The following is a 19,461-nucleotide window of genomic DNA, read 5'->3' as shown; positions in this document are numbered from 1 at the left end:
TACGGTCCGACCGCTCTCTTACGGTCCCCGGGGCCGCGGCTGAGTGGATCGCGGCCCCGGAAAGCGCCGGCCGACCTGTGGGGACGGGGAGGCCGAGGCGCAGGCAGCCCCCGTGCGGTGAGCACGGGGGCTTCCGGCGTATCCGGATGCGTATGCGGCGGGGTGCTGGGGCGGGGCCGGTCTGCCGTGCCCAGCCACCGTCCTCTGCCGTCCTCAGCCGCGCGAGGCGGACGGCGCGCCCGTGGCCGGCCGCGCCTTTCCGAGCGGTTCGGCGGAGTCCGGGGCCTGGCCCCGCGTGCGGGCCAGGAAGCGGATGAGCGTGGCGATGTCGAACTGGAACACCTCGACGCCGTCCGCCGAATGCAGCTCCACGATCAGCTGCGCCCGGCCGCACGGCCAGACCGATACCGCGCCGCGCTCGATCGGGGTGCGCAGACCGCGCTCCAGCAGATCGCGGCCCATCGCCCAGTCCGCTCCGCCGGGCAGCCTGATGTGCACCGTGCGCGGGTCGTCGGCCGCGTCGTACCGCAGCTCGACGGGGACCGGGCGGGTCAGAGGGCCGTCCGTGATGAGCCGGGCGCGGGCATGTTCTTCAATCACAGGGGACATGAGCCGGCTCCTCAGATATGTAAGACTTTGCCCTCATATCTCTCATATTCCATGTCTGCAGCGGGACGGGCGAACGCAGGCAGGTCGGCCACCTGCGGATCGGCGCCCGGGAAGGCGTCCATCGATGCCGAGCAGGTGCGAACTTCCTGCTCTTGCGCTCTGTTCGCAAGAGGGCACAGTATTGACGGGTTCATGACCTCGCCCCCTGGACCGAGTCCGCGCGGGCGCGGAACCCGCGCGGAACCGCAGGAGCGGAGCCTCCCATGCATGTACCCGATGGATTCATCGACGCACCTGTCTCGGTGGCCGCCGGGGTGGTCGCCGCCGGAGCCGTCGCCGTCAGCCTCCGCGGCGCCCGGCGTGAACTCGACGAACGCATCGCCCCGCTCGCCGGTCTGGTCGCCGCCTTCATCTTCGCGGTCCAGATGCTGAACTTCCCGGTGGCCGCGGGCACCAGCGGCCACCTCCTGGGAGGGGCGCTCGCCGCGATCCTGGTCGGGCCGTACACCGGAGTGCTCTGCATCGCGGTGGTCCTCCTGATGCAGGGCGTCTTCTTCGCCGACGGCGGCCTCACCGCCCTCGGCGTCAACATCACCGTCATGGGCGTGGTCACCGTCGTCGTCGCGTACGGGCTGTTCCGGCTGCTCAGCCGTGTGCTCCCGCGCACCCGGGGCGCGGCCACCGCCTCCGCCTTCGTCGCCGCCCTGGTCTCCGTACCGGCTGCCGCCGCCGCGTTCACCCTCCTCTACGGCATCGGCGGCACCACCGACATCCCGATCGGCAAGGTCCTCACGGCCATGGTCGGCGTCCACGTCCTGATCGGTATCGGCGAGGGCGTCATCACCGCGCTGACCGTGGGCGCGGTCCTCGCGGTCCGCCCCGACCTCGTCCACGGCGTCCGGGGACGCACCGCCCCGCTCAAGCTCCGGGTCGACGGCGAACTGGTCGACGCCCCGGCCGCCACCCGCGACCCCGGCCCCGTGCCCGGCCCCGACTCCGGCCCCGGCCCCGAGCCCGTCCGCTCCGCCCGCGGCGTCTGGGCCACCGGCCTCGTGGCCGCCCTCGTCCTCGCCGGCTTCGTCTCCTTCTACGCCTCCGCGAACCCCGACGGCCTGGAGAAGGTCGCCGCCGACCAGGGCATCGACGAGAAGACCGAGGAACACGGCGCGGCCGGCTCCCCGCTCGCCGACTACGGGGTCGCCGACATCGCGAACGCCCGGATCTCCGGCGGCCTCGCCGGAGTGATCGGCGTCAGCGCCACCGTCGTCGTCGGCACCGGGATCTTCTGGACCGTGCGCCGCCGCCGCACCGGCGATCCCGGCACGGGCGGACCGCGAACCGGCCCGCGCGACCACGAGAACGCCTGACATGGGTGCGGGCCACGCCCACAAGCTCTACCGGCACGGACACTCGCCGGTCCACCGGCTGCCCCCGCACTGCAAGCTCGCCGCCGTCTTCTGCTTCGTCCTCGTGGTCGTCTCCACCCCGCGCGAGGCGATGTGGGCCTTCGCCCTCTACGCGCTGCTCCTCGCCGCCGTCGCGGGTCTGGCCCGCATCCCGGCCCGGTTCCTGCTGGGGCGGCTCGTCATCGAGGTGCCGTTCGTCGCGTTCGCGCTGCTCATGCCCTTCGTGGTGCCGGGCGAGCAGACCGAGGTGCTGGGCCTCTCCGTCAGCGTTCCCGGCCTCTGGGGCGCCTGGAACGTCCTGGCCAAGGCCACCCTCGGCGTCGCCGCCTCGGTGATCCTGGCCTCCACCACCGAACTGCGCTCCGTCCTCCTCGGCCTCCAGCGGCTGAGGCTGCCCCCGCTGCTCGTCCAGATCGCGTCCTTCATGATCCGCTATGGGGACGTGATCGCCGACGAGATGCGGCGGATGTCGATCGCCCGCCGCTCCCGGGGCTTCGAGGCGCGCGGCGTACGCCACTGGCGCGTCCTGGCCACCTCGGCCGGCGCGCTGTTCATCCGCTCCTACGAACGCGGCGAACGCGTCCACCTCGCCATGGTCAGCCGCGGCTACACCGGCAGCATGCCGGTCGTCGACGAGGCGAGCGCCACCCGCACCCAGTGGGCCGCCGCCGCGGCCCTCCCCGCCCTCGCCCTCGCCGTCTGCCTGCTGGGATGGACCCTGTGACCCTCTCCTCCACCACCGCCCCGGACACCGTCCCGGACGCCGCCCCGTCGCTCGACGTCAGCGGCCTCGCCTACGCCTACCCCGACGGCCACCAGGCCCTGTTCGGCGTCGACCTCACGGTCGGGCGCGGCGAACGCGTCGCCGTCCTCGGCCCCAACGGCGCGGGCAAGACCACCCTGGTCCTCCACCTCAACGGCATCCTCGACGCGGGCTCCGGCACGGTCCGCGTCGCCGGACTCCCGGTCGCCGCGCGCAACCTGGCCGAGATCCGCCGCCGCGTCGGCATCGTCTTCCAGGACCCGGACGACCAGCTCTTCATGCCGACCGTCCGCGAGGACGTCGCCTTCGGACCGTCCTGCGCCGGACTGCGCGGCCCCGAACTGGAGGACCGCGTCCAGCGCGCCCTGGGACAGGTCGGCATGCGGGAGTACGCGGCCCGCCCGCCGCACCACCTCTCCTTCGGCCAGCGCCGCCGCGTCGCCGTGGCCACCGTCCTCGCGATGGAGCCGGAGATCCTGGTCCTGGACGAGCCCTCGTCGAACCTGGACCCGGCCTCCCGCCGCGAACTCGCCGACATCCTGCGCTCCTTGGACGTCACCGTCCTCATGGTCACGCACGACCTCCCGTACGCCCTGGAGCTGTGCCCGCGCGCGGTGATCCTCAGCGAGGGCGTCATCGCCGCCGACGGTCGTACCCAGGAACTCCTGTGCGACGAGGAGTTGATGGGCGCGCACCGGCTGGAACTCCCGTTCGGCTTCGACCCGCGATCGGTCACGGCTCCCGCGCGGTGAACGGGCCGCGACGCTGTGAACCGGACGCGCGGCGGGAGGCGGAACGCGGCGTGCCGGTGTGAACAGGGCATGACCCGGCACCCGCGCGACCCGCCCGGACGTGCACCATGGGGGGATGAGCGGGAGCGCGGGAGCGAGCGCGGAAGCAGGCACGGGAGCAGGCGTGGACGTACGGGGCACGGTGGCGCCCGGATTCGAACCGGTCGCGGACGCCTTCGTCCGCAACTTCGAACAGCGGGGCGAGCGCGGCGCGGCCGTCGCCGTCTACCGCGACGGGCGCAAGGTCGTCGACCTCTGGGCCGGTACGAGAGACGTGGACGGGACCGAGCCCTGGGCCGTCGACACCGTCCAGATCGTCCGCTCGGCCGGCAAGGGCGTCGCCGCCGCGGTTCCGCTGCTGCTGCACCAGCGCGGGCAGGTCGACCTGGACGCCCCGGTCTCCACCTACTGGCCGGAGTTCAAGGCGAACGGCAAGGAACGCGTCCTGGTCCGCGACCTCCTCGCCCACCGGGCCGGAGTCCCCGCCCTGGACCGCCCCCTGACCCCCGCCGAGGCCGCCGACGGCACCTCCGGACCGGCCGCCGTCGCCGCCCAGCGCCCCGCGTGGGAGCCGGGGACCGACCACGGCTACCACGCCCAGACCTACAGCTGGCTCGTCGGCGAACTGGTCCGCCGCGCCACCGGACGCACCATCGGCCGCTGGATCGCCGAGGAGATCGCCCGCCCGCTCGGCCTCGACTTCTGGTTCGGGCTGCCCGCCGACGAGGCCCACCGCGTCGGCCGCGTCGGCCCGGTGGAGGCCCCGGCGGCGGAGGGCGCTTCCGGCACCCTGCGCGTACGCCCCAAACGCTCCGTCGTCGACGCCTACCGAGACCCGGAATCCCTCACCCGGCGCGCCTTCGGCGCGATCGACCCGTTCCCCGACGAGAACGACGACGCCTACCGCACCGCCGAACTCCCGGCCTCCAACGGCATCGCCACCGCCCGCGGGCTGGCCCGCTGCTACGCCGCGATGATCGGCCCGGTCGACGGCCACCGCCGCCTCTTCGCGCCCGCCACCCTGACCCTGGCCCGCACCGAGGAGTCCGCCGGGCCGGACCGGGTGCTGGTCGTCAACACCCGTTTCGGCCTGGGCTACATGCTGCACGGCCCGGCGGCCCCGCTGCTCGGTCCGGGCTCCTTCGGCCACCCCGGCCGCGGCGGCTCCCTCGGCTTCGCGGACCCCGAGTCGGGCATCGCCCTCGGCTACGTGACCAACGGCCTCCAGAAGGGAGTGACCGCCGACCCCCGTGCCCAGGCCCTGGTCAGGGCAGTACGGTCGGCGCTATGACACCCGCGACACCCACGACGCCTGCCCCGCCCGCGACGCCTGCGCGCTTCGACGGCCACAGCGTCCTGATCACCGCCGCCGGACAGGGCATCGGCGCGGCGACGGCCCACCGCCTGGCGGCGGAAGGGGCGTCGGTCCTCGTCACCGACCTGGACGCGGAACGCGCACAGGACACGGCGGCGGCGATACGCGAGGCGGGCGGCGCCGCCGAATCCCTGGCCTGCGACGTGGCCGACCGGGCGGCGGTGGAGGCCGCCGTCGTCCACGCGGTCGCCGTCTTCGGCGGACTCGACGTACTCGTCAACAACGCCTACGCGGCGGGGCAGGACGCCCCGCTCTTCGAGGACGAGACGGACGACGTCTGGCAGCGCGACCTCGACATCACCCTCTCCGGCCCGTTCCGCTGCGCCCGCGCCGCCCTGCCGCACCTGGCGGCCTCCGGCCGGGGCGCGATCGTCACCATCGGCTCGGTCAACGGCGAACAGGACTTCGGCGGCCACGCCTACAGCGCCGCGAAGGCGGGCCTGGCCAGCCTGACCCGCACCCTGGCCGGCCACGCCGGACCGCGCGGCGTACGCGTCAACCTGGTCGCCCCCGGCACCGTCCGCACCGACGCCTGGTCGGGCCGCGACGCCGAACTGGAACGGCTCGCGGCGCTCTACCCGCTCGGCCGCGTCGGCACACCGGAGGACATCGCCGCCGCCGTGGCGTTCCTGGCCTCATCGGACGCCGCCTGGATCACCGGGACGACGCTGCGGGTGGACGGCGGAATCCTCGCGGTGAACACCGGCTTCCGGCGGGCGATGGAGGGGCGGGGATGAGCGTCGGAACTCATACCTGACGGCCTATCGTGAACGGCATGCCCGCTGACCTGATCCGTATCGTGTCCCGCGACTCGCCCATGGCACTCGCCCAGGTGGAACGCGTCCGCGCCGAGCTGGCCGCACTCCACCCCGGCACCCGGACCGAAGTCGTCCCGGTCAGGACGACGGGCGACAAGTGGATGGGCGACCTCAGCGCGGTGGAGGGCAAGGGCGCGTTCACCAAGGAGGTGGACGCCGCCCTCCTGGCCGGGGAAGCGGACCTCGCGGTGCACTGCGTGAAGGACATTCCGGCGGACAGGCCGCTCCCCGCCGGCACGGCGTTCGCCGCCTTCCTCGAACGCGACGACATCCGTGACGTGCTCATCCACCCCGGCAACCTCCACCTCGACGAGCTTCCCGCAGGGACGCGTATCGGCACGTCGTCCGTCCGCCGCACCGCCCAGCTCGCCGCATCGCACCCGCACCTCGTCTGCGTACCGATGCGCGGCAACGCCGACAGGCGTCTGGAGAAACTGCCCGCAGGCGAGGCCGACATGTCCTTCAGGGGCACTGCGACAGTCCCATCGCCGGTTACGCCCAAGCGGAACGGAACGGCGACCTGTCGCTCCGGGCCAAGGTCTTCACCCCCGACGGCAAGGTCGTCCTCAACGCCCACGAATGGGCCGGAGCGCTCGACCCGGCCACCCTGGGCACGTCGGTCGCCGTCAGCCTGCTGCGCCAGGGGGCCAGGGAGCTGATCGACGGCATCGCCCACTGACGGTCCGCTCGGCAGGCGGGCCGCGCGGTGCGCGGGCCATGGGCGTCTACGGTGTCGGGCCCAGGACCATCAGCATCTCGGGATCGGATACGGGGACGAAACCGACCCTGGCGTACAGCTCGTGGGCGTCGAGCGTGGCGAGGGGGACCCGCTTGAGTCCGTACGGGCCGAGGTGGTCGCGTACGGCGGTCGCCAGCCGTACGCCGAGGCCCCGGCCACGGTGGGCGGGAGCCACGTAGACATCGCAGAGCCAGGCGAAGGTCGCCCGGTCCGTGACGACGCGGGCGTACGCGACCTGCGCCCCGTCGGGCTCGTACACGCCGAAGTTGAGCGACCCCTGTACGGCCCGCTCGACGGTGTCGCGGGTGCGGCCGAGCGCCCAGAAGGCATCGGTGGAGAGCCAGTGGTGCACCAGGCCGATGTCGAGACGGCCGGGATCGGTGTCGATCCGGTACCCGTCGCTGTCCCTGTACTCGTAACCGCTCTCCTTCTCGTTCCCGTGGGCGTCTTCGTCGTCGCTGCGCGCGGTAGTGGTCATGGGCCCGGATGGTAGTCGCGACGGGCTCGGAGACCATCTGCCTTTGGCTGGCTGCCTTTTCGACCGGCCCTGGGTCAGGCGGCTGTCCGCGCCGATGCGGTTCGGCAGTCGCGGCAGTGGCCGGGCGCGGTCGAGCGGAAGGCACGGTCGCAGCCCTCGCAGGTCTGGAACGGGGTGACGGTGACGCGGCGGGCGGGCGCTGCGAGGTCGTGGGCGAGGGGGAGCGGGGGTGGCAGGAGGGCGGTCAGCCGGTGTTTGACGAGTTTCGCGGGGTGCCTGAGGGGGTGCGGTGGGTCGTCGGTGAGCGCGTGGCGGATGGCGTCGGGTCGGGCGTCGCGTTCGAGCCAGGCGGCGACGCCGGGGACGAGGTGGCTGACGTCGCTCTCGGACAGTACGAACTGCGGTGCGTGGCGGCGCAGGTCGCTGAGGAGCGCGGCGGCGGCGCGCTGGAGGTCCGGGGTGAGTTGGCGGGGCTGGGGGAGGGGCCGGGGCGCGGGCCTGGACGCGGTCGGCGGCGGTACGACCGGGACGAGTGGTACGGGCGTTACGGGCGTCTGCGGGGTGCGCTGCTCCGGCACGGCAGTGGCCGTGGCCGTGTCCGTGGCAACGGGTGTGGCTGGGGCAGGTGTTGGGACAACGGTCACTGGTGACTGGGGCGTCGGCGCGGGAGCGGCTGCGGGTGGCGGAACCGCCGGAGCCGCTGGAACCGATGCGACCGACGCGACTGGCCGGACTGACGGTGCCGACGCGGTTGACGGGCCCGCCGCGCGAGGCCGTAATAGCGCTGCGGGCTGGTTGCAGAACACCGTACGGGTGACGATCCTGCCGCTCGCCAGCCGCGTACGGTCCCGTTGCAGGTAACCGTGGGCCTCCAGCTCGCGCAGGGCGGCGGCGATGCGCTTCTCGCCTTCGGGGAAGCGGGCGGCCAGCGCCTTGATGCCCACCTCGGCCCCTCGGGGCAGGGACTGGATGCGGACGGCGAGGCCCACGGCGGTGGAGCTGAGACCGGGGTGCTGGGCGAGGTCGTTGCCGACGACGGTGAAGCGGCTGGTGTGCGGGATGGCGATGTGGATCACGCCGGAGGAGGGAAGAGGTCCGGGAACCTCCGCCAAGGCGCGAGCGAGCGCAGTATTCTGCTGGGTATCCATCGGGAAGCCTTTTTCTTCCTCGGTGGTCAGGCCCTCGATCGGGATTGGGAGTCCCGGCCGGGGGCCGACGCATGTCTGGTGGTGTGGCGTGAGCATATGCCTGGCAACCAGCCCAAAAGCCAGCCGAGTCGACAAAACTCACTCATGCGGGTGACGAGCCCCTGGGGTGCGTCAGGTGGACGCCGGGTCGGGTCGGGTGGGGTTGTTTCCCCTGGTTCTTTGAGTAGTTGACGTCGTGGGCCACCGCGTCGCGGTCGGGCGCGATCCGGTCGGGTCCACCGGGTCGCGCTCGCGCACGACCCGGCAGAGGCCGTCACCGTCCGAGGCTGATTTCGGCCCACACGGTCTTGCGCGGGACGGGCCCGGGGACGATGCCCCAGCGGTCGGCCAGCGCCTCCACGATGAGCAGACCGCGCCCGGACTCCGCGCCGTCCTCGGGCACTTCGACAGCCCCCGGGCCGGGCGGAACGCTGTCGCCCCGGGTGTCGGTGACCTCGATCCGCAGCGACCCTCCGCCGACGGCCAGGCTGAGGCGGAAGTCCCGACCCCGCACGCGGCCGTGCACCACGGCGTTCGCGGCCAGCTCCGCGACGATGTGCGCCGCCGACTCCGACGGCAGCCCCCATGCGCCGAGATGGGCCACGGTGAGCAGCCGGGCGAGCCGGGCCCCGCGTCGGGTGGGCGTGAGCAGCACGGTGAAAGCCCGCTGTGTCGTTGGACGTTGGGCGCGGACGATTTCTTGGTTCATGTCACTCAGCGTGGCCGCCTCTGCGTACCGTGCCCAGTGACAGAGCCCTTGCGTACGGTGATTGTCCGGGGCTTGTCCGGTGTTGTCCCGGCCGTCCGGAGTGACGCGTGGGGAACGGACGTGGTTGGGAAAAGAACGGCAAGCGCGTCGGAAGTGGGGCTCGCATGAGCGTGGTTGGCGACGGTACGGAGCATGGGGTCGGTACGGAGCATGGGGTCGGTACGGAGCGTGGCGACGGCGGGGCGGACGAGCCCGGCTGGGACGTCGATCCGGACGACGAGTCGGGCGTGGCGGTGGTCGCCGCCGTGGGCCGACAGATCAAGGCGTGGCGGGAAGCGGCGGGCATGCGGGCGGGCGAGCTGGGGGCGGTGATGGGGTACGGGGAGGATCTCGTCTACAAGGTGGAGGGCGGCCGGCGCATCCCCCGGCCGGAGTTCATGGACGGCGCGGACGCGGCGCTGGGGGCGGGCGGGAAGCTCGCGGCGATGAAGCGGGACCTCGCGGAGGTCCGGTACCCGAAGAAAGTGCGAGACCTGGCGAAGCTGGAGGCCAAGGCCGTAGAGCTTGCCGCGTACGGCAGCCACAACCTGCACGGCCTGTTGCAGACGGAGGAGTACGCCAGGGCGCTGCTCGGCACGCGACGCCCTGTCCTGTCGCGGGACGAACTGGAGCGTGCTGTGGCAGGACGCATGGCCCGGCACTCCATCTTCGATCGAGCGCCCGCCCCCGAGATCAGCTGTGTGCAGGAAGAGGCGTCACTGCGTCGTCCCATCGGAGGCGTCGCAGTGTGGCGGCGACAGCTTGAGAACCTACTTCGGGTAGGAGAACTGCCGTTCGTCGAGATTCAGGTGATGCCGACTCTCCGGTGGGATCACCCGGGAACGGGCGGGCGGATTCAGGTGTTGAAATTCGCGGACGGTTCGGCCGTCGGACGGGCCGACGACGAGTTCGCCGGCAGGCCCATCTCTCACCCGAAGCAACTCCGTATCCTTGAACTTCGGTATGGCATCATCCGGGCTCGGGCTCTCACGCCGGGGGAGTCCCTGGCCTTCATCGAGCAAGTGCTGGGAGAGACATGACCTACAGGCCCTCTGCCTGGGACGCTTCCGAGCTGCGGTGGTTCAAGAGCAGCTACAGCGACAGCAGTAACCCCAGTGACTGCATCGAGGTCGCGACCGCCCCGGACGCCGTGCACGTCCGCGACTCCAAGAACGTCCAGGGCCCCCGCCTCGCCGTCACGCCCGCCGCGTGGGCGGGCTTCGTCGCGTACGCCGCGGGGCGCTGACCCGAAGCCCCGCCCCTCCACCACGGCGGCAGCGCACAGACGGGGCGGGTGGTCGGTCAGTCCGTCGTGGGGACCGGCCGGCCGGGGTGGTCCAGCCACGGAATCTCACCCTCGACCGTCACGGTCAGCCCGAACCGTTCGGGCCCGGGACAGTCGTGCAGCGTCCACCACGCGTACGCGGCTTCCGCTTCATTCCAGAGACGACGTGGTCCGTGTTGCCAGACAGCGAACCGGTCGTCCGACTTCCCGTCCCAGTCCACGGCTGCCCACGATGTGGTGTCGGTCGTGGCGAGCCACAGTCGGGATGCCACACCTTCCACGTCCGGGTTGTCGTGCCATGTCCACCAGACGTCACGGAGCTGTAGCCCCATGGCGAACTGCGCGGCGAGATCGTCTCCGGTCACTCGCCACGGCGGCAGGGCGGTGGCGGACTCGTCGGGCTGGTGGTCGTCGCGTACCACGTCCCGGAAGATCCGTAGGGCGGTCCGCTGTTGTCTCATGAGCATGAACGCGGAGTGGGGCGCGAACCGGCCCGAAGCAGTCCCGCTGTCGTCCACGGTCATGTGGAGCAGCCCGTAGCAGATCCAGGGGCTTTCCCACGGGGTGAGGATGACGCCTCCGGGCTTGACCTGTTCGAGCCATGAGCGGGGGACGGAGCGCACGGAGCAGGTGGCGAGGAGCCGGTCATAGGGAGCGTTGCCCGGGTACCCCTCCGCCCCGTCGCCGGTCACCACGTGCGCGGTGATCCCTTCCTTCCGTAGACGTTCGCCGGCTTCGGCCGCCAAGGCGGGGTCCACTTCGACGGTCGTCACGTTCCCCGGGCCGACGACGTGCGCCAGCAGACCTGCGTTCCATCCGGTGCCGGTGCCGATCTCCAGGATCTTCTGGTCGTTGTGCACGTCAAGCATGTCCAGCATGCGGAAGACGATCGATGGGGCGGAAGCGGAGGACGACGCCCAACGCTCCTCGTCGTCCAGGTCCGATCCGTCATTGACCTGAGTCACGACGCTGTCATCGGCGTAGACCGCCCGCAGCCAGGTTTCCTGAGCGCCGGCGCGGTTGCAGGGCTCCAACTGCTCTCCGACGTACACGCGGTCGGGAACGAAGGCGGACCGGGGGACGGCCCATGCCGCTCGCTCCCACTCGGGGCCCAACGGCCTGTCCAGACTGTTGTTCACTGCGCCGAGCAGGTCGCGGATGGCGATCTGCTCGGGCGCTGCGATATGCGGTGTGGTCACCGGCGCTAGTCCTTCTTGTGCTTCGGCGGGTCCTTCGGCTTGGCCGTGTCGCTCGACGGCTTGGACGTGCCCGGGTCCTTGTTCCCCGAATGCTTTCCGTCGCCTCCGCCTGCGCCCTTACCCGTTCCCCAACCCATATTTCTCTCCTCTCGGGTGCTGTGTTCCGTGGAACCCGCCCCGTGGCCTTCTCTCCCCACGGAGAGATCACCGGGCGGGCGTGCTGCCCCCGGACGCGAGAGTCTGAGTCGGACAGGGCGCGTCCGGGGTGTTCGGTTCCGAGCCCCCGGCGTACCGGCTCAAACGTCCTGATCGCCTATACGCACAGCAGGAGCGTCGCGCTCGACGGGGCAGGAACGCCGTACTCGTGGTCGCTCGCGGCAGTGTCGATGACGCCGGCCATCGATGCCGTCCTCTCGGTTTCGGCGATGCGTGTCGAGGCTAGTCGGAGGCCGCTCCGGGGGCCTACGTGCTTGCACGAGTTTGCACACCGATTTCCCCTGGCTGATTGTGGTGTTGACGCTGTAACCACTGCTCAGCGAGGCTCATGCAAGCCCCAGCAAGCCCCAGCAAGCGCTTAGGGCGTCCGCCAGTAGGTCATCGGATGCGTTTCGAGGGCGGGTGTTCCAGCGGTAGAGGGTCCAGGCGCGTCGGATAAGACAGCGGACCGTGATGACGGTGGCGGCCAGGGCGAGGAAGAACTCGACGGCCTTTTTCCGGCGTTCGGTGCAGCGTCGGAGCTTGCCGAAGTTGTTCATCCAGGAGTTCGTGCGCTCGACGACCCACCGGCCGCCGGTCTGGATCGGGGTCTTCGCGCCGCGCGGGGCGATACGGGCATCGATCCCGCGGCTGGCCAGGTCGTCGTGGACGATCCGGTAGTCGTAGCCGGCGTCCCGCGAGATGTGGATGCTCCGGCAGCGGCCCGAGGGCCTGTTCGAGGGCGGTGAAGCGGTCGAGGGTGGCGGGCAGCAGGGTGTGGTCGCGGACGTTGGCCGATGCTGGCTCGGTGACCAGGGGTATGCCGGTGCCGTCGGTCAACTGCGAGCGTTTCAGACCGAGTTTGGCACGGTCGACCGGGCTCTTCCCGGCGCATTCACCGCCGGAGGGCGCCTTGGTGATGCAGCCGTCGGCGCTCAGGTGGTCGAGTTCGAGGCCGATCATGCGGTCGTAGGCGGCGAGCGCGAGCAGCCGCAGGCTCTCCATCACGCCTTCGGAGATCCACTCGTCGCGGCGTCGGCGCAAGGTGGTGGCCGAGCAGTGTTCGTCGGCGGCGCGTTCGTATCCGCAGCCGAAGACCAGGACCCGCACCAGCCGGTCGAATACGACGGCGTCGCTGATCCGGGGGTTGTGACAGCCCAGCGGGTGCCGGTCCTCGCGCACGGGCAGGAGCGCGAGGAACTGGTCGCGGATCGGGTCGAGAATGCATGATGGGACGGCAGGCACGGATCCCTCGGTGATCATGAAGCGTAGAGAACTCCATGATCGGGTGAACCGTGCTTGCCCTGCTGCCAGCACCTACTGCCGGACGCTCGTACAATCGCGCGGAGTGCGAAGCACCCGGCCGAGATTCCGGCACCGGCGTGAGGGAGGGGTCAGGATGTTCGGTTCGAAGAAGAAGCTCACCATCAACATGTTCAGTTCGCAGAAGAAGCTCAACGATGTGATGGCGCAGCTCAGGCCCGACCTGAGTCGGGAATCGCTCGGTGTCGGGCCCGATTTCCCGGGCGTCGCCCCGAACCCGTTCCTGAGCAGTGATGCACGGCAGCGCAATGCGGAACTGCGTACGGGGGCGCTTGCGCTCGGCATTCTCGTCGACTGGCGGGAGGTCAACAGCAACCCGCGCGTGGTCTTGATGTTCGACGTGGAGACCGTCGGCGGCCGCTCGTTCCGCGGTATCGCAGACGAAGACCTCACGATCACCGAGCTCACCCGACTCGCCCCAGGACAGACGTTGCCCGTGCGCTACCGGCCGGCCGTCAGGGACCACTACGTCGCCCTTGCCCGGGACGCGGACCCCGTCCACGTGCAGCGGCTCTCCGAGGAGATCGCGAGCCGCAAGCGGACCTGACCCGAAGCCATTGGCCGGATCCCTGCACCGTCATCACGGTCCGCTGCCTGATCCGACGCGCCTGGACCCTCTACCGCTGGAACACCCGCCCTCGAAACTCACGCATCCGATGACCTACTGGCGGACGCCCTTAGATCAGGGAGCGAGCCATGGCCGTGGAGTTCGTCGGCATCGACCCGAACACCGACCGGGACCACTGTCCGGGTGACGCAGTACATTCGCTGGGAGCACTACGTGACGCACGCGAACGTCACGGCGGGAGAAGAGGTCCGCTGGCTACCAAGGCGACTGGCCACGGACATTCCCCTCCCGGGAAACGACTTCTGGCTCTTCGACGGCGCGCTCCTGCGAGTGCACCACTTCTCAGGGGACGGCGCAGTGGTCGAGGATGAGATCACCTCGGACGCGGAGACCGTGAAACTCTGCTCGTCGGCCTTCGAAGCAGTCTGGGAGAGAGCAGTTCCGCACCGCCTGTACGCGATCTGACGAAAGCCGGCTCCACGCCCTCGCACCCCTCGTCGAGCGTTCAGCAAGCCCGAGAAGAACTGGCGGGCCGGCTGCGCGATCTCCGCAGGGACGCCGGAATCAGCGGGCGGGAGCTGGCCGTCAGGTGCGGCTGGTCGGATGCGAAGGCGTCGCGTATCGGAAACGCCAGGACGCCACCGTCCGACGCGGACATCCAGGCGTGGTGCCGAGCCTGCGATGCCGCCGACAGGGCGCCGGACCTGATCGCGGCAAGCAGGCAATCCGCGGACGCCCACGTCCAGTGGAGACGACTCCAGCGAACCGGCCTCCGTCGTGTGCAGGAGTCCACCGAGAGCCTGTACCAGCGAACTCGTGTGTTCCGGGTCTACGTCTCCGACGTGATCCCCGGCTTCCTCCAGACGCCCGGGTACGCCACCGCGCTTCTGTCGTCCATCGCGGAGTTCCGAGGCACACCCGATGACGTGACCGATGCCGTCGAGGTCCGCATGAGGCGCAACGCGGTGCTGACCAACGGCGCACACCGGTTCTCGTTCGTTCTGGAGGAATCGGTCCTGCGCCATCGGCTGTGCACGGTCGAGACCATGGCCGCGCAGCTGGGCCACCTCTTGGGGGTCATGAATCTCCAGAACGTGGCCGTGGGAATCGTGCCGTTCTCAGCGCGACGGACCATGTGGTCCATGCCGACGTTCACGATGTTCGACGATGCCAGGGTGCACGCGGATACTTTGGACGCCGCATCCACCCTCGTACAGCCAAGCCAAGTGGATCTGTACAGGCGAGCCTTTGGCCGCCTCTCCCAGGAATCGGTGCGGGGAGCCGCCGCACGTTCTCTCGTGGCATCCGCCCTGGCTTCGCTCGGGTGATCGCGTGTTCAGCTGTGGAGGCATCAGAAGCCCCCCGCACGTGCGGTCCACGAGTGCGGCGCTCACGGCCGCACCTCAGCCGTAGGTGGCGCAGGGGGCACGCGCGACGTTCCGGAAGGGAGCCCCGCGACCCTCATCGCGCGCTCCCGCGCCCTTTCGCCAGGTCATCCGGCCAATCCCTGGCCGGAAAGGGTGTGTTCTGATCGCGCCTTCCCCTTCCCGCGCCACAGTGATAGGGCGGCATAGAGGGGAAAGGGCGACAAGGGGGAAATAGTGTTGCGCATCCACTTCACCGCCCAGGATCTGGAGTACGTCCGCATCGCGCCGCGCCCCGATCCGCTCTGGGAGATCCTGTCGAGCGTCTGCCGGCTCCAGACCGACGAGGGCCGGATCGCGTTCGGGCCGTGGCGGCGCGCCGTGGCGCCCCAGCTTCGGGGGGCCGGTGGCGGGACGGACCGGGCGATCGCGCTCGCGCTGCGCAGCCTGGTGCCGTTCGGCCCGTACATCCCCGACTTCCTGACCCCCGCCGTGGACGGCGGCAACGTCGACCTGCGCCAGGGCGTGGACCGGGTGCTGTCGACACCTCGGAGCCGCCTGCGCCACGAGATCACGCTGCTCGCGCAGTCCGAGCCACGGATGCGGCCGTTCGCGGCGGAGCAGCTCGCCGTGGGCGACGCGGCGGCGCTCCGGGCGCTCGGCGGCCTGCTCACCGCGTACGACGCGGCGTTCGTCGCCCCGTACCGGCCGTGGATCGACGCGGCGGTGGCCTCCGACGTCGCCTGGCGCTCGCGCCGACTCGCGGCGGGCGGCACCCGGGCGCTGTTGGAGACCTTCCGCCCGATGGCCCGGTGGAGCCCGCCCGTGCTGGAAGTGACGTACCCGGTCGAGCGGGACATGCACCTGGCGGGGCGCGGCCTGCTGCTGGTGCCGTCGTACTTCTGCTGGCGCAAGCCGATCACCCTGGTCGACGAGGCGTTGCTGCCGGTGCTGGTCTACCCGGTCGCGAAGCCGATCCACCCGCCGGCCGTCCCGGGCGGCTCCGCCGCCGTCACCTCGCTGGCCCGGCTGCTGGGCCCGACGCGTGCCGCGCTCCTGTACGAGATGGCCGTACGCGGCTGCGCCACGACCTCCGAGCTGGCGGACGCGGTGGGCTGCTCGCTGCCCAACACCAGCCAGCAGCTGGCGATCCTGCGGGAGGCGGGCCTCGCCGCCGGCCGGAAGGAAGGACGGTACGTGCTGCACCAGCCGTCGCCGCTCGGGCGGCGACTGCTGGAGACGACGACCGGGGGCCGATTGCCGGGAGGGGCCGTGGACGCATGGCTGCCGAGGCCCGAACCGGCGACGGTTTCACCCTGATGAAAGGGTGCGGCGCGCGGAGCGGGTCCCTGCCACGCTTCTTCCATCCGGACGGCCGGGCCGCGAAGGGAACGACGCGGAACGGACGACCGGACGACCGGAACCAACCATCCCACAGGGGAGCGCCGGGTCCAGGGGCCCGACGCAGGGAGGAACGACATGCGCAATCTCGTACGAGCGGCAGTGGCGCTCACGTTCACGGCCGGAGCCGTGCTGGCGACGGGAGCGGGGGCCCAGGCCGGCGCTCCCGACACCAGGGACGCCCAGGACGCCTACGCCGGATGCCAGTCGGGGTACGTCTGCATCTACCCGGGCGCGTCCTGGAACGGCAACCGGCCCGAAGCGACGTACTACCAGTACGGCGTCTACAACCTCAGCAACCAGACGGGCACCCACCGGGTGTTCAACAATCAGACCGGCGGGGCGTCCGTGCAGCTGTGCACGGGGTACAACGGAGTGGGCTGCGGCGCGAAGATGCCCACCTGGACCTACTGGGACGTGGACCTGACCCCGATCAACTCGATCAAGCTCTCGGCGTAGCCGGAGACGGGCACGGGCCAGGGCGTGAGAGCAGGCGGCTGACCCGCGTGACCTGGGGCGGGGATGCCGATGACCTGGGGCGGGGGTGCTTGTGCCCCCGCCCCAGGTCAGCTTCTGCCCTCGCCCCGGGAGCTTCCCTCACCCCGGGGTCCCCCTCACGAGCCTGCGCGATCCCGATTCAGCTGCCCGCGCGCAGGACCTCGGCGACGATCGGGCCCGCCGCGTCGCCGCCGTGGCCGCCGGTCTGGACGACCGCCGCCGCGGCGAGGTCGTCGCTGAACCCGGTGAACCAACTGTTCGACGTGGCTTGCCCGTCGACCTCCGCCGAACCGGTCTTGGCCCCCTTGTCGCCGCCCACCGAGGCCATCGCCTTGGCACCCGTGCCCCAGGCGGCCGTGGCCCGCATCATCGTGGTGAGCTGCCGTCTGGCCGACGGCGACAGCGAGCGTTCGGTGACGGCCAGCTTCCGGTCGTCCAGGGACTGCGGGACGAGCACGGGCTGACGGAACGTACCGGTGCGGGCGGTCGCGGTGACGGACGCCATGTTGAGGGCGTTCATCTGGACCGTGCCCTGACCGATGTACTGGGCCGCGGCCACGCCGCCCGCCTCCTCCGGCACGCTGCCGTCGGTGGAGACGACGCCGGTCTTCCAGTCCAGGCCGAGCCCGAAGACGTCCCGGGCCTCCTTGGCGAGCGCGGAGTCGTCCTTCACGTCGTCTATCAGCTTGATGAAGGCGGTGTTGCACGACCGGGCGAAGCTCTGCGTGAACGTGCTGCCGTCCGGCAGGTCGAAGCGGTCCAGGTTGTGGAACTTCGCGCCCTGGTACACGACTTCCTTCGGGCACTCCGCCGCCCCGTTCGCCGTGACGAGCCCCTTCTCCAGAAGCAGCGCGGCGGTCACGATCTTCATCGTGGAGCCGGGCGCCTGCTGGCCCTGCATGGCGGCGTTGAAGCCGGTCGCGGGGTTGTTGGCGACCGCCTGGATCGCGCCGGTGGAGGGCTGCACCGCGACGACCGACGCCTGCTGGTACTTCCGCACCGCCCGCTCGGCGGCGGCCTGGGCACCCGCGTCCAGCGTCGTCTGCACCGTGCCGGGCTTGCCCTTGGCGAGGGTCAACAGGGTGGTGCCGGGCCGCTTTTCGTCGGCGGGCTCGACCCAGGTCTCGATACCGGGCGTACCGCCGGCCGTGGCGCCGTACTTCTGGCGCAGGCTGTCCAGGATCGGGCCGAGCGACGGGTACTTCTCCTTGGTGAGCACCACGCCGTCGCGGTCGACGGCCTCGATCTGCGGCGACTCGGCCTCGCCCGTGCGCAGCGTGGCCCCCTCGGACAGCCGGGGGTGCACGACGCCGGGCACCCAGTCGACGAGGGCCTTGCCGGTCGTGCGACCGCGCACGATGCTCAACTCGGACTCGTACGCGAGGGGTTGGGACTTGCCCCGGTACGAGACGGTGGCCTCGACGGTGTAGGGAACCTTCGCGCCGACCGCCGCGCCGGGGGTTATCCTCACCTTGCCGATGTGAGCGGTCTTGCCGTACGAGGTGAGGACCGGTTCGGCTGCGGTCTCGTTGTCGGTGAGCCGCGCCGCACCGGCCGCGTCCCCGGCCGCCCACGCCTTGAAGAAGGCCGCCGAGGCATCCGCTGTCTCGGCGGCACTGGGCGGCCCCGTCTTCACCGGGGCGGAGGCGAACCCCCCGCCCTCGCCCCCAAGCACGGCGTACGCCCCGTATCCGAGTCCGCCGGCCACGAGGACGAACACGCCGCCGATGACGACGACCTTCGCTCCACTGCGCATTCCTGTTGTCCGCCTCCCCAGGAGAGTCCCTTGAACGCGTTCAAGGCATCACTGCCATCAAGACTAGGGCGTGCGGCCGGGACTTGAGGCGCTTGTTACAGGACCGGAACACGCCACTTGTAAGCGCTCTCTGTCGAGCTTCCTTCCGTGAGGGCGAGGAGTGGACAGGGTGAAGCCGCGGACCCGCCTGCGGTGTGAGGCTCCCTCACTTCGGCCTGGGCCGGCATCTCATGGGCCTGGCTCGCCGCCGTTCGCCAGAACGAACTGGAGGACCCAGGTGGGCCGATGACCGCCCTGATGCCCGGACCGACCGACACCGGCTTCTTCGCCCGCGCCCAGGTGGGACAAGATCGTCGCCGGGTCGAATGAACACACGCCCCCACAGACCATCAGCCCGCCGCCCGTCCAACGGACCGGCCAGGTCCGTAACCGCCCCCGCCCCCGCCCGGGGAACGACACGGACTCCGGCAGATGTACCGGATGGGACGGCGGTCCGCGCAACGGCCCCGGAGGGTGCCTTGTGTCTGCGGGACGGCGACAATCGCCGGTCAGTCGAGGTGGGCTCGGGCAGCGAGTGCGTCATACGCGATGGAGGACGTGGCTGAGGCGGGCGTTGTCGGCCGGCGCGGCCGAGGCGCCGCGGCAGCGGGTTTCCCACCCGTGAGACAGAAGGACGTGGCTCGGGGCGGCCGGGGGCAGGGCGTGGTTCCGGGCGCTTGGTAAAGCCGGATGACGACCGTCGTTTGTGAACGTCCTCACAAGCGTTCAACGCGTGCACGGATCGGTCTTCTCCCCCGGGTCCCGTCGCGGCACCGGGTCTGCCTCACTGGAGGTGGGCCCGTTGTGTCGTGGCTGGTCTCCGCGGCTGGCTACGGTCCGGCGGTCTTCAGAGCCGCACTCCGTCTGAATCCGGAAGATCACCGGCCTCCCGGGCTGTCTCTTCCCTGACCTCTTGAGG

17 protein-coding genes and 3 pseudogenes are annotated in these 19,461 nt (G+C 71.1%); 13 read left to right on the top strand and 7 right to left on the bottom strand.

Going from position 1 to position 19,461, the window contains the following annotated elements:
• Positions 1 to 213: 213 nt before the first annotated feature.
• Positions 214 to 609 (bottom strand): SsgA family sporulation/cell division regulator, encoded by a 396-nt coding sequence (locus EES43_RS11395; protein ID WP_124268627.1) that lies wholly within the window; start codon positions 607 to 609, stop codon positions 214 to 216.
• Positions 610 to 872: 263 nt separating this feature from the next.
• On the opposite strand from EES43_RS11395, the gene EES43_RS11390 reads away from it, so the two are divergent.
• The 6 genes and pseudogenes from EES43_RS11390 to hemC all read left to right on the top strand — a co-directional run bounded on the left by EES43_RS11390 (position 873) and on the right by hemC (position 6,441).
• Positions 873 to 1,976 carry an energy-coupling factor ABC transporter permease gene (locus tag EES43_RS11390; protein WP_124268626.1) on the top strand — a complete coding sequence of 368 codons (1,104 nt, stop codon included), beginning with the start codon at positions 873 to 875 and terminating at the stop codon, positions 1,974 to 1,976.
• Position 1,977: 1 nt separating this feature from the next.
• Complete coding sequence (gene cbiQ / locus EES43_RS11385) at positions 1,978 to 2,739, top strand: cobalt ECF transporter T component CbiQ (protein ID WP_124268625.1); 762 nt, start codon at positions 1,978 to 1,980, stop codon at positions 2,737 to 2,739.
• Complete coding sequence (locus EES43_RS11380) at positions 2,727 to 3,530, top strand: energy-coupling factor ABC transporter ATP-binding protein (protein ID WP_124268624.1); 804 nt, start codon at positions 2,727 to 2,729, stop codon at positions 3,528 to 3,530. The genes cbiQ and EES43_RS11380 overlap by 13 nt, the downstream gene beginning before the upstream one ends.
• Positions 3,531 to 3,645: 115 nt before the next feature.
• Entirely contained in the window at positions 3,646 to 4,860 is a 1,215-nt protein-coding gene (locus EES43_RS11375) for a serine hydrolase domain-containing protein (RefSeq protein WP_241192378.1), read from the top strand.
• Complete coding sequence (locus EES43_RS11370) at positions 4,857 to 5,681, top strand: SDR family NAD(P)-dependent oxidoreductase (RefSeq protein WP_124268623.1); 825 nt, start codon at positions 4,857 to 4,859, stop codon at positions 5,679 to 5,681. Before EES43_RS11375 ends, EES43_RS11370 begins: the two co-directional genes overlap by 4 nt.
• A 38-nt stretch (positions 5,682 to 5,719) precedes the next feature.
• Positions 5,720 to 6,441: pseudogene (gene hemC, locus EES43_RS11365) on the top strand (hydroxymethylbilane synthase).
• A 46-nt stretch (positions 6,442 to 6,487) separates the two neighbouring features.
• On the opposite strand, the gene EES43_RS11360 reads toward hemC, so the two are convergent.
• The 3 genes from EES43_RS11360 to EES43_RS11350 all read right to left on the bottom strand — a co-directional run bounded on the left by EES43_RS11360 (position 6,488) and on the right by EES43_RS11350 (position 8,875).
• Complete coding sequence (locus EES43_RS11360; RefSeq protein ID WP_124268622.1) at positions 6,488 to 6,979, bottom strand: GNAT family N-acetyltransferase; 492 nt, start codon at positions 6,977 to 6,979, stop codon at positions 6,488 to 6,490.
• A 74-nt stretch (positions 6,980 to 7,053) separates the two neighbouring features.
• Entirely contained in the window at positions 7,054 to 8,127 is a 1,074-nt protein-coding gene (locus EES43_RS11355) for a hypothetical protein (RefSeq protein ID WP_124268621.1), read from the bottom strand.
• 313 nt (positions 8,128 to 8,440) lie between these two features.
• On the bottom strand, positions 8,441 to 8,875 hold the full coding sequence (locus EES43_RS11350; protein ID WP_124268620.1) for an ATP-binding protein: 435 nt from the start codon (positions 8,873 to 8,875) through the stop codon (positions 8,441 to 8,443).
• Between the two features lie 164 nt (positions 8,876 to 9,039).
• Here EES43_RS11350 and EES43_RS11345 point away from each other — a divergent pair, with 164 nt between their 5' ends.
• Together EES43_RS11345 and EES43_RS11340 are read left to right on the top strand one after the other, a co-directional pair.
• Positions 9,040 to 9,954: a helix-turn-helix domain-containing protein gene (locus EES43_RS11345; RefSeq protein ID WP_124268619.1), complete on the top strand. Its 915-nt coding sequence runs from the start codon at positions 9,040 to 9,042 to the stop codon at positions 9,952 to 9,954.
• Complete coding sequence (locus EES43_RS11340) at positions 9,951 to 10,160, top strand: DUF397 domain-containing protein (protein ID WP_124268618.1); 210 nt, start codon at positions 9,951 to 9,953, stop codon at positions 10,158 to 10,160. The genes EES43_RS11345 and EES43_RS11340 overlap by 4 nt, the downstream gene beginning before the upstream one ends.
• A 56-nt stretch (positions 10,161 to 10,216) precedes the next feature.
• On the opposite strand, the gene EES43_RS11335 is transcribed toward EES43_RS11340, so the two are convergent.
• Both EES43_RS11335 and EES43_RS11330 read right to left on the bottom strand, forming a co-directional pair.
• On the bottom strand, positions 10,217 to 11,398 hold the full coding sequence (locus EES43_RS11335; protein ID WP_241192377.1) for a methyltransferase domain-containing protein: 1,182 nt from the start codon (positions 11,396 to 11,398) through the stop codon (positions 10,217 to 10,219).
• 542 nt (positions 11,399 to 11,940) lie between these two features.
• Positions 11,941 to 12,838: pseudogene (locus tag EES43_RS11330) on the bottom strand (IS5 family transposase).
• Between the two features lie 154 nt (positions 12,839 to 12,992).
• Here EES43_RS11330 and EES43_RS11325 point away from each other — a divergent pair.
• From EES43_RS11325 to EES43_RS11305, 5 genes and pseudogenes are all read left to right on the top strand, one after another.
• Positions 12,993 to 13,463: a hypothetical protein gene (locus EES43_RS11325; protein ID WP_241192376.1), complete on the top strand. Its 471-nt coding sequence runs from the start codon at positions 12,993 to 12,995 to the stop codon at positions 13,461 to 13,463.
• Between the two features lie 204 nt (positions 13,464 to 13,667).
• A pseudogene (locus EES43_RS11320) lies at positions 13,668 to 13,949 on the top strand (DUF6879 family protein); the annotation flags it as partial.
• Positions 13,946 to 14,812 (top strand): helix-turn-helix domain-containing protein, encoded by an 867-nt coding sequence (locus EES43_RS11315; protein ID WP_124268617.1) that lies wholly within the window; start codon positions 13,946 to 13,948, stop codon positions 14,810 to 14,812. The pseudogene EES43_RS11320 and the gene EES43_RS11315, both read left to right, overlap by 4 nt.
• Positions 14,813 to 15,085: 273 nt before the next feature.
• Positions 15,086 to 16,168, top strand: coding sequence for an ArsR/SmtB family transcription factor (locus EES43_RS11310; RefSeq protein ID WP_124268616.1), 1,083 nt, complete (start codon positions 15,086 to 15,088; stop codon positions 16,166 to 16,168).
• Positions 16,169 to 16,327: 159 nt separating this feature from the next.
• A complete protein-coding gene (locus EES43_RS11305) occupies positions 16,328 to 16,708 on the top strand; it encodes a hypothetical protein (RefSeq protein ID WP_124268615.1) in 381 nt (126 codons plus the stop codon).
• A gap of 178 nt (positions 16,709 to 16,886) precedes the next feature.
• Here the strand turns inward: EES43_RS11305 and EES43_RS11300 are convergent, their stop codons facing one another.
• Positions 16,887 to 18,503, bottom strand: coding sequence for a penicillin-binding transpeptidase domain-containing protein (locus tag EES43_RS11300; protein ID WP_124268614.1), 1,617 nt, complete (start codon positions 18,501 to 18,503; stop codon positions 16,887 to 16,889).
• Positions 18,504 to 19,461: the final 958 nt, after the last annotated feature.

Origin of the sequence: Streptomyces sp. ADI96-02, assembly GCF_003846185.1 — a bacterium.
In the GTDB taxonomy this organism is placed as follows: Bacteria; Actinomycetota; Actinomycetes; order Streptomycetales; family Streptomycetaceae; genus Streptomyces.
This window is presented reverse-complemented; position numbering and strand designations above follow the sequence as displayed.